Origin of the sequence: Pseudomonas sp. NPDC089530 (assembly GCF_050280705.1) — a bacterium.
GTDB lineage: Bacteria > Pseudomonadota > Gammaproteobacteria > Pseudomonadales > Pseudomonadaceae > Aquipseudomonas.
On record NZ_JBNNVU010000134.1, the window covers coordinates 1 to 10,191 of the forward strand.

The window sequence follows — 10,191 nt, forward strand, 5'->3', positions numbered from 1 at the left end:
CCCGAGCGCCAAGTGAGCGGCTTGAGCCGACTGATGGCCGAACATGGCGGCTGACCCGGCCATGGCCGACGCGACCTACATCGAGCCGATCAAGTGGCAGACCGTTGCCAAGATCATCGAAAAAGAGCGTCCGGACGCCTTGCTGCCGACCATGGGTGGCCAGACCGCGCTGAACTGCGCCCTGGACCTGGAGCGCGAAGGCGTTCTGGAGAAATTCGGCGTGGAAATGATCGGTGCCAACGCCGACACCATCGACAAGGCCGAAGACCGTTCCCGCTTCGACACTGCAATGAAGGCAATTGGCCTGGAGTGCCCGCGCTCCGGTATCGCCCACAGCATGGACGAAGCCAACGCGGTTCTCGAGAAACTGGGCTTCCCGTGCATCATTCGTCCGTCCTTCACCATGGGCGGTACCGGTGGCGGTATCGCCTACAACCGCGAAGAGTTCGAAGAGATCTGTGCCCGCGGTCTGGACCTGTCGCCGACCAAAGAGCTGCTGATCGACGAATCGCTGATCGGCTGGAAAGAGTACGAGATGGAGGTGGTCCGCGATAAGAAGGACAACTGCATCATCGTCTGCTCGATCGAAAACTTCGACCCGATGGGCGTGCATACCGGCGACTCGATCACCGTGGCTCCAGCTCAGACCCTGACCGACAAGGAATACCAGATCCTGCGTAACGCCTCCCTGGCGGTACTGCGTGAGATCGGCGTGGAAACCGGTGGCTCCAACGTCCAGTTCGGCATCTGTCCGAACACTGGTCGCATGGTAGTGATCGAGATGAACCCGCGGGTATCCCGTTCTTCGGCCCTGGCTTCGAAAGCGACCGGCTTCCCGATCGCCAAGGTCGCGGCCAAGCTGGCTGTGGGCTACACCCTGGACGAGCTGTCCAACGACATCACCGGCGGCAAGACCCCGGCGTCCTTCGAGCCGTCCATCGACTACGTTGTGACCAAGCTGCCTCGCTTCGCCTTCGAGAAGTTCTCCAAGGCCGACGCGCGCCTGACCACTCAGATGAAGTCGGTGGGTGAAGTCATGGCTATCGGCCGGACCTTCCAGGAGTCCCTGCAGAAAGCCCTGCGCGGTCTGGAGGTGGGCGTTTGCGGCCTGGATCCAAAGCTCGACCTGAGCAACCCGGAAAGCATGAGCGTGCTCAAGCGCGAGCTGACCGTGCCGGGCGCCGAGCGTATCTGGTACGTGGCTGATGCCTTCCGTGCCGGCATGACTGTTGAGCAGATCTTTGGCATGAACATGATCGACCCTTGGTTCCTGGTGCAGATCGAAGATCTGATCAAGGAAGAAGAGAAGGTCAAGACCCTGGGGCTGTCGGCCATCGATCGCGACCTGATGTTCCGCCTCAAGCGCAAAGGTTTCTCCGACCAGCGTCTGGCCAAGCTGCTGGGGGTGACCGAGAAGAACCTGCGTACTCATCGCCAGAAGCTGGAAGTGTTCCCGGTCTACAAGCGCGTCGACACCTGCGCGGCCGAGTTCGCCACCGATACCGCCTACCTGTACTCGACCTATGAGGAAGAGTGTGAGGCAGCGCCATCGGGTCGCGACAAGATCATCATCCTGGGCGGCGGTCCGAACCGTATCGGTCAGGGTATCGAGTTCGACTACTGCTGCGTGCACGCGGCGCTGGCCCTGCGCGATGACGGTTACGAGACCATCATGGTCAACTGCAACCCGGAAACCGTTTCCACCGACTACGACACCTCTGATCGCCTGTACTTCGAGCCAGTCACCCTGGAAGACGTGCTGGAAATCGTTCGCGTCGAGAAGCCGAAAGGTGTGATCGTCCAGTACGGCGGCCAGACTCCGTTGAAACTGGCTCGTGCTCTGGAAGCGGCCGGTGTGCCGATCATCGGTACCAGCCCTGACGCCATCGACCGTGCCGAAGACCGTGAGCGCTTCCAGCAGATGGTCGAGCGCCTGAACCTGCGCCAGCCGCCAAACGCCACCGTGCGTAGCGAAGACGAAGCGATTCGTGCCGCGGCCAAGATCGGTTATCCGCTGGTGGTGCGTCCGTCCTATGTACTGGGCGGCCGGGCGATGGAAATCGTTTACGAAGAAGAAGAGCTCAAGCGCTACCTGCGTGAAGCGGTGCAAGTGTCCAACGACAGCCCGGTTCTGCTGGACCACTTCCTCAACTGCGCCATCGAGATGGACGTGGATGCGGTCTGCGACGGCAAGGACGTGGTCATCGGTGCGATCATGCAGCACATCGAACAGGCTGGCGTGCACTCCGGTGACTCCGCTTGCTCGCTGCCGCCGTACTCGCTGCCTGCGCACATCCAGGACGAGATGCGCGAACAGGTCAAGAAGATGGCGCTGGAGCTGGGCGTGGTTGGCCTGATGAACGTACAGCTGGCCCTGCAGGGTGAGCAGATCTACGTCATCGAAGTGAACCCGCGTGCTTCCCGTACCGTGCCGTTCGTTTCCAAGTGCATCGGTGTTTCCCTGGCAATGATCGCCGCGCGCGTCATGGCCGGTAAGACCCTGCAAGAGCTGGGTTTCACCAAGGAAATCATTCCGAACTTCTACAGCGTCAAGGAAGCGGTATTCCCGTTCGCCAAATTCCCTGGTGTCGACCCGATCCTCGGCCCAGAGATGAAGTCGACCGGTGAGGTGATGGGCGTCGGTGATACCTTCGGCGAGGCTTTCGCCAAGGCTCAGATGGGCGCCAGCGAAGTGCTGCCGACCGGTGGTACCGCCTTCATCAGTGTGCGTGACGACGACAAGCCACTGGTTGCGGGCGTAGCTCGCGACCTGATCAGCTTGGGCTTCGAAGTGGTCGCCACTGCCGGTACCGCCAAGCTGATCGAGGCGGCGGGCCTGAAGGTGCGTCGTGTGAACAAGGTGACCGAAGGGCGTCCGCATGTGGTCGACATGATCAAGAATGACGAAGTCACGCTGATCATCAACACCACCGAAGGTCGTCAGTCGATCGCCGACTCCTACTCCATTCGTCGTAACGCCCTGCAGCACAAGATTTACTGCACGACTACCATTGCTGCTGGCGAAGCGATCTGCGAAGCGCTGAAGTTCGGTCCCGAGAAGACCGTGCGCCGCTTGCAGGATCTACACGCAGGATTGAAGGCATGAATAAATACCCAATGACCGTCCAGGGCTCCAGGGCCCTGGAGGAAGAGTTGACGTTTCTCAGCAAGGTCGAGCGGCCGCGTTTGAGCCAGGCCATCGGTGAGGCCCGTGAACTCGGTGACCTCAAGGAAAACGCTGAATACCATGCTGCCCGCGAAGAGCAGGGGATGGTTGAAGCGCGTATCCGTGACATCGAAGGTCGTCTGCAGAACTCGGTGGTTATCGATGTGACGACCATTGCGCATACCGGCAAGGTGATTTTCGGCACCACCGTCGAAATCGCTAATGTCGAGACCGATGAAAGCGTTACTTACCAGATCGTTGGTGAGGATGAGGCTGACATCAAGCTTGGAAAGATCTCCGTTGGTTCGCCGATTGCCCGTGCCTTGATCGCCAAGGAAGAGGGTGATGTGGTTGTCGTTAAAACGCCTGGCGGCGTGATCGAGTACGAGATTGTCGAAGTCCGCCACATCTAAGCAAGGGCGCCTGCTGAATGCAGGCGCCATGCTTTGGCAACTGACCCAGATGTTGTGGGTTGGTGGTGTGTGGTTGTTGCATGTCGGTTTGTTGCCGGCGCTCGGCCAGGTTGGCCTGGCGCCGCTGCTGATCGACGAGATCGGCAATATGCTGAGTGCGCTGCTGGTTGGTTTTTCGGCGGTGTGCATCGCTCTTCAGGTGCTGGTGTTGGTACGTGCTGAAGGGCTGGTGAGTCTGTGGCGGGATATGCGTGGACAGTTGCTGTTGATGGCGCTGTATGCGTGCGCGATGTATTTCGTGGTGCGCATCGGGCTGCCGGATGCCGAGCGCTGGCAATTGTTCAGTTATCTTGTCTTGGGATTTTCCGGCCTGGTGCTGGTATTGCAGCCGGTGCCAGGATGGAGTGGCAGGGCGCGCGAAGCGCACCCTTGACCCTCGCCGACGTCAGTGGAAACGATGGACGTTGGACAGTTGCTTGTTTACCTTGGCGTTCTTGCGATAAACCAACGCCATTTTGCCGATGACCTGCACCAGGTCCGCCTTGCCGGCCTTGCACAGTTCTGCAATGGCTTCCAGGCGGGACTCGCGCTCGAGAATGTTGAGCTTGATCTTGATCAGTTCATGATCGCTCAAGGCGCGTTCAAGCTCGGCCAACACACCTTCGGTCAAACCGTTGTCAGCCACAATCAATACTGGTTTCAGATGGTGGCCAATGGATTTGTACTGTTTCTTCTGCTCTTGAGTGAGCGGCATAATCTGACCCCTGCGTCTGATCTTGTAAAAAAGCGGCGGCCAGTTTACCCGAGCGCGTCCGGGACCGCCCAGTTAATCACGACCCGTTTTATTTTTTGAGGTGGCCCGTGGCCCGTTCCAAGACAAGCCATAACTGGCTGAAAGAGCACTTCAACGACCCGTTCGTCAAAATGGCGCAAAAAGATGGGTATCGTTCGCGTGCTAGCTACAAACTGCTGGAGATCCAGGAAAAGGACCGCCTGATCCGTCCTGGGATGAGTGTGATCGACCTGGGGGCGGCGCCAGGTGGCTGGTCGCAGGTGACCAGTCGTCTGATTGGTGGGCAGGGGCGGTTGATCGCTTCCGACATCCTCGAGATGGATAGCATTCCTGATGTGACCTTTATCCAGGGCGATTTTACTGAAGATGCGGTATTGGCCCGGATCCTTGAGGCGGTCGGAAATTCCGAGGTCGACCTTGTGATTTCCGATATGGCCCCCAATATGAGCGGTACGCCCGCAGTAGATATGCCCCGCGCGATGTTTCTGTGTGAATTGGCACTTGATTTGGCGGGGCGGGTTCTGCGTCCCGGTGGCGACTTCCTGATTAAGATTTTCCAGGGAGAAGGTTTCGACGAGTACCACAAGAACGTTCGCAAGATGTTCGACAAGGTGGTGATGCGTAAACCGAGTTCTTCCCGTGATCGTTCTCGCGAGCAATATCTGCTGGGGCGTGGCTTCCGCGGGCGTATTGAGTAGCGATGTTTTTGACCGGGTTGATAGTTTTTTCGTATTTCGCCCCGGGGGCTTAAGCGAATATTGTGTAATCTGGGTTTCACAAAGGGTTACAGACAGCGCCTGCCAGAGCTGTAGGTAATGTAGTAAGTTAGGTCGGTGAATATCATGCGAAGCGCGCGCCAGCAGCGGAGCGTGCTTCAGAGGGTAGTTAATTGAACGATATGGCAAAGAATCTGATCCTGTGGTTGATCATCGCGGCTGTCCTGGTGACGGTGATGAACAACTTCTCCAGCCCTAACGAGCCGCAGACCCTCAACTATTCCGACTTCATCCAGCAAGTTAAGGATGGCAAGGTCGAGCGCGTAGCCGTTGATGGTTATGTGATTACCGGCAAGCGCAACGATGGCGACAGCTTCAAGACCATTCGTCCTGCGATTCAGGATAACGGTCTGATTGGCGATCTGGTGGATAACCACGTAGTCATCGAAGGCAAGCAGCCTGAGCAGCAAAGCATCTGGACCCAACTGCTGGTCGCCAGCTTCCCGATCCTGGTGATCATCGCGGTCTTCATGTTTTTCATGCGGCAGATGCAGGGCGGTGGCGGTGGCAAGGGCGGGCCGATGAGCTTTGGCAAGAGCAAGGCGCGCCTGTTGTCCGAAGATCAGGTGAAAACCACCCTGTCTGACGTTGCGGGTTGTGACGAAGCCAAGGAAGAAGTAGGTGAACTGGTAGAGTTCCTGCGCGATCCAGGCAAGTTCCAGCGCCTGGGCGGCCGCATTCCACGTGGCGTACTGATGGTGGGCCCACCTGGTACTGGTAAGACCTTGCTGGCCAAGGCCATCGCAGGCGAAGCCAAGGTGCCGTTCTTCACTATCTCGGGTTCCGACTTCGTCGAAATGTTCGTCGGTGTCGGTGCCAGCCGCGTTCGCGACATGTTCGAGCAAGCCAAGAAGCATGCGCCGTGCATCATCTTCATCGACGAGATCGATGCCGTTGGTCGCCATCGTGGTGCCGGCATGGGTGGTGGTCATGATGAGCGCGAGCAGACTCTCAACCAGTTGCTGGTCGAGATGGATGGCTTTGAAATGAACGACGGTATCATCGTTATTGCCGCTACCAACCGTCCCGATGTGCTGGACCCGGCGCTGCTGCGCCCTGGTCGCTTCGACCGTCAGGTCGTGGTTGGTCTGCCGGATATTCGTGGTCGTGAACAGATTCTGAAGGTCCATATGCGTAAAGTGCCGATGGGTGAAGATGTCGCCCCGGCTGTTATCGCTCGTGGTACCCCCGGCTTCTCGGGTGCCGATCTGGCCAACCTGGTGAACGAGGCATCGCTCTTCGCTGCTCGCAGTGGCAAGCGCATTGTCGAGATGAAAGAGTTCGAGCTGGCAAAAGACAAGATCATGATGGGTGCGGAGCGCAAATCCATGGTCATGTCCGAGAAAGAAAAGCAGAACACCGCGTATCACGAGGCGGGTCACGCCATCGTCGGGCGCGTAGTTCCTGAGCATGATCCGGTCTACAAGGTTTCGATCATTCCCCGTGGTCGCGCGCTGGGTGTGACCATGTTCCTACCGGAGGAGGATCGCTACAGCCTTTCCAAGCGTGCGCTGATCAGTCAGATCTGCTCGCTCTACGGCGGTCGTATCGCCGAAGAAATGACCTTGGGCTTTGATGGCGTAACTACAGGTGCCTCCAATGACATCATGCGCGCCAGCCAGATCGCGCGGAACATGGTGACCAAGTGGGGGCTTTCCGAGAAGCTGGGTCCTTTGATGTATGCAGAAGAAGAGGGCGAGGTCTTCCTAGGGCGCAGCGCCGGTACTCAGCATGCCAGCCTGTCTGCAGAAACAGCCAAGCTGATCGACTCTGAAGTCCGCAGTATCATCGACCAGTGCTACGGCACCGCCAAGCAGATCCTCACGGATAACCGCGACAAGCTGGATGCAATGGCCGATGCCTTGATGAAGTATGAAACCATCGATGCCGAGCAGATCGACGACATCATGGCGGGTCGTACCCCTCGCGAGCCTCGCGATTGGGAGGGCGGTTCGGGTACCACACCACCGGCGGTACAGAATGAGCGTCCAGAGACCCCGATCGGCGGCCCGGCTGCTGACCACTAAGGTTTGAAATGACTTCTTCGTCGTCCTCGACCCGGTTGCCTTGCGGCAACCGGGTTCTTGATTTGGCCCATACGCATGTTATGGGCATTCTTAACGTAACTCCCGATTCCTTCTCCGACGGTGGTCGCTTCAGTCAGCTTGATGCTGCCTTGCGCCATGCCGAGGCGATGGTGCTCGCAGGCGCGACTCTGATCGATGTAGGGGGCGAGTCCACTCGTCCTGGTGCGAGAGCAGTATCGCCGCTTGAAGAGCTTGAGCGTGTCGCTCCTATTGTCGAACGCATCCATTGTGAACTGGATGTCGTTATCTCGGTCGATACCTCCACTCCTGCGGTCATGCGTGAAACTGCGCGCCTGGGCGCCGGACTAATCAATGATGTCCGTTCGTTGCAGCGTGATGGTGCGCTGGATGCTGCAGCGGCCACCGGCTTGCCTGTCTGCCTCATGCATATGCTCGGCGAGCCTGGCGATATGCAGGACAATCCACAGTATGAGGATGTCACCAGGGAGGTGGGTGAGTTCCTGGTTGAACGTATGGCTCAATGTGCAGCGGTTGGTATCGGAGCGGAGCGAATCATCCTGGATCCAGGGTTTGGTTTCGCGAAGACCCTGCAGCACAACTTGAGCCTGTTCAAGCATATGGATGCCCTGCATGCCCTTGGTCGCCCCCTGCTGGTCGGGGTTTCGCGAAAGAGCATGATCGGTCAGGCGCTGAACCGCCCTGTTGGAGAGCGCCTGCATGGCGGGCTGGCTCTTGCTGCTTTGGCGATGGCTAAGGGGGCGAAGATCCTGCGAGTTCATGATGTGGCTGAGACGGTGGATGTTGTGCGGATGATTGCAGCTGTAGAATCAGCCGAATAAGAATGATGGAGCGCTTATGAGCAAGAAATACTTTGGCACCGACGGCATTCGCGGTCGTGTGGGTGTGTACCCGATTACCCCCGATTTCATGCTCAAGCTGGGCTGGGCTGCGGGCATGGCTTTCCGCAGCAAGGGCGCCTGCCGCGTGTTGGTGGGTAAAGACACGCGGATTTCCGGTTACATGTTTGAGTCCGCGCTTGAGGCGGGCCTGTCTGCTGCTGGCGCGGATGTGATGTTGCTGGGCCCGATGCCCACTCCTGCTATCGCTTACCTGACCCGCACTTTCCATGCTGAGGCGGGGATCGTGATCAGTGCGTCGCATAATCCTCATGATGACAACGGCATCAAGTTCTTCTCGGGTGAAGGCACCAAGCTCCCGGATGAAGTCGAGCTGATGATCGAGGAGTTGCTGGATGCACCGATGACGGTGGTGGAGTCGAGCAAGTTGGGCAAGGTCTCGCGTATCAATGATGCCTCGGGCCGCTATATCGAATTCTGTAAGAGCAGCGTACCTTCCAGTACCAGCTTTGCGGGGCTGAAGATTGTTGTCGATTGCGCTCATGGTGCGACTTACAAGGTGGCACCAAGCGTATTCCGTGAGTTGGGGGCTGAGGTTGTGGTGCTCTCTGCCCAACCTAATGGCTTGAACATCAACGATGACTGCGGCTCGACCCATATGGGGCAGTTGCAGGCTGCTGTTCTGGCTGAGCACGCCGATCTGGGGATCGCCTTTGACGGTGATGGCGACCGGGTGTTGATGGTCGATCATACCGGCACCATTGTTGATGGCGATGAACTGCTGTTCATCATCGCTCGGGACATGCACGAGCGTAACAAGCTGCAAGGCGGTGTGGTCGGTACCTTGATGAGCAACCTGGGGCTTGAATTGGCCTTGGCTGACCTGGGTATTCCATTCATTCGCGCCAATGTTGGCGATCGTTATGTCATTGCTGAGCTGCTCGAGCGCCAATGGCAGGTCGGAGGGGAAAACTCCGGTCATATCGTTTGCTTCCAGCACACCACGACGGGGGACGCGATCATTGCTGCCTTGCAGGTGTTGATGGCAATGAAGCGGCGCAATGAAGGGCTGGCGCAGTCGCGTCAGGCGTTACGCAAGTGTCCGCAGGTTCTGGTCAATGTCCGCTTTGGTGGTGGTGCCAATCCTGTTGAGCATCCGGCGGTCAAGGAGGCCTGTGCGCGTGTCACGGCCGCGATGGCGGGGCGTGGACGGGTATTGCTGCGCAAATCGGGTACCGAGCCTTTGGTTCGCGTCATGGTTGAAGGTGACGATGAGGCTCTGGTTCGTGGCTATGCCGATGAGCTCGCAAAACTGGTTGCAGAAGTTTCTGCCTGATTTCGGCTTGCCAGTGTTGATGCGGTTGGGTAACATCTGCGCCCACTTTGACCGACGAGGTACAGCATGCGTCGCCCTATGGTAGCTGGTAACTGGAAAATGCACGGTACCCGCGCCAGCGTCGCTGAGCTGATCAACGGCCTGCGTCATCTGGCCTTGCCTAGCGGTGTTGATGTCGCGGTATTCCCGCCTTGCTTGTATATCAATCAAGTGATTGATGGCTTGAAAGGCAAGTCGATTTCGGTCGGCGCGCAGAATTCTGCGGTGGAGGCGATGCAAGGTGCGCTGACAGGAGAGATCGCTCCGAGTCAGTTGGTGGATGCAGGTTGTTCCCTGGTGTTGGTTGGGCATTCCGAGCGTCGCCTGATGATGGGTGAGCGTGACGGTACGCTGAATCGCAAATTCGCAGCGGCACAGGCTTGTGGTTTGAAACCGGTCTTGTGTGTAGGGGAAACCCTTGAGCAGCGCGAGACCGGGAAAACCCTTGAGGTTGTCGGGCGTCAGTTGGGCAGCATCATCGAAGAGTTGGGTGTTGGTGCGTTTGCCAATGCTGTTATCGCTTACGAGCCGGTCTGGGCTATTGGTACCGGGCTGACGGCTTCGCCGCAGCAAGCTCAGGATGTGCATGCAGCCATCCGGGCGCAGTTGGCGGCAGAGAATTCTGAAGTGGCACGAGGTGTGCGGCTTCTATACGGCGGCAGCGTGAAGGCGGCCAATGCGGTCGAGCTGTTCGCCGAACCGGTCGGAGATCGCTGCCACGCCGAAGCCCCACAGCACCCAGGCGCCCCCCAGGCAACTCATC

8 protein-coding genes and 1 pseudogene are annotated in these 10,191 nt (G+C 58.3%); 8 read left to right on the forward strand and 1 reads right to left on the reverse strand.

Going from position 1 to position 10,191, the window contains the following annotated elements:
- Positions 1–52: 52 nt before the first annotated feature.
- The 3 genes and pseudogenes from carB to ACQKQA_RS28285 all read left to right on the forward strand — a co-directional run.
- Positions 53–3,106: pseudogene (carB, locus tag ACQKQA_RS28275) on the forward strand (carbamoyl-phosphate synthase large subunit); the annotation flags it as partial.
- Positions 3,103–3,579, forward strand: a complete 477-nt coding sequence (gene greA, locus ACQKQA_RS28280; protein WP_427564514.1) for a transcription elongation factor GreA — start codon at positions 3,103–3,105, stop codon at positions 3,577–3,579. The pseudogene carB and the gene greA, both read left to right, overlap by 4 nt.
- 28 nt (positions 3,580–3,607) lie before the next feature.
- Positions 3,608–4,012 carry an MFS transporter gene (locus ACQKQA_RS28285; RefSeq protein WP_427564515.1) on the forward strand — a complete coding sequence of 135 codons (405 nt, stop codon included), beginning with the start codon at positions 3,608–3,610 and terminating at the stop codon, positions 4,010–4,012.
- A gap of 12 nt (positions 4,013–4,024) precedes the next feature.
- Here the strand turns inward: ACQKQA_RS28285 and ACQKQA_RS28290 are convergent, their stop codons facing one another.
- Positions 4,025–4,333 carry a YhbY family RNA-binding protein gene (locus ACQKQA_RS28290; RefSeq protein ID WP_427564516.1) on the reverse strand — a complete coding sequence of 103 codons (309 nt, stop codon included), beginning with the start codon at positions 4,331–4,333 and terminating at the stop codon, positions 4,025–4,027.
- A 107-nt stretch (positions 4,334–4,440) separates the two neighbouring features.
- Here ACQKQA_RS28290 and rlmE point away from each other — a divergent pair, with 107 nt between their 5' ends.
- The 5 genes from rlmE to tpiA form a co-directional block, all read left to right on the forward strand.
- The gene (rlmE, locus tag ACQKQA_RS28295; RefSeq protein WP_075117813.1) at positions 4,441–5,070 is read left to right on the forward strand and encodes a 23S rRNA (uridine(2552)-2'-O)-methyltransferase RlmE; all 630 of its coding nucleotides are present in this window, start codon (positions 4,441–4,443) and stop codon (positions 5,068–5,070) included.
- Between the two features lie 200 nt (positions 5,071–5,270).
- The gene (gene ftsH, locus ACQKQA_RS28300; RefSeq protein ID WP_427564517.1) at positions 5,271–7,175 is read left to right on the forward strand and encodes an ATP-dependent zinc metalloprotease FtsH; all 1,905 of its coding nucleotides are present in this window, start codon (positions 5,271–5,273) and stop codon (positions 7,173–7,175) included.
- 8 nt (positions 7,176–7,183) lie between these two features.
- Complete coding sequence (gene folP, locus ACQKQA_RS28305; protein WP_427564518.1) at positions 7,184–8,035, forward strand: dihydropteroate synthase; 852 nt, start codon at positions 7,184–7,186, stop codon at positions 8,033–8,035.
- 16 nt (positions 8,036–8,051) lie between these two features.
- The gene (gene glmM, locus ACQKQA_RS28310; protein WP_427564519.1) at positions 8,052–9,389 is read left to right on the forward strand and encodes a phosphoglucosamine mutase; all 1,338 of its coding nucleotides are present in this window, start codon (positions 8,052–8,054) and stop codon (positions 9,387–9,389) included.
- A 66-nt stretch (positions 9,390–9,455) separates the two neighbouring features.
- A partial coding sequence (gene tpiA, locus ACQKQA_RS28315) for a triose-phosphate isomerase (RefSeq protein WP_427564520.1) occupies positions 9,456–10,191 on the forward strand: 736 nt, incomplete at its 3' end.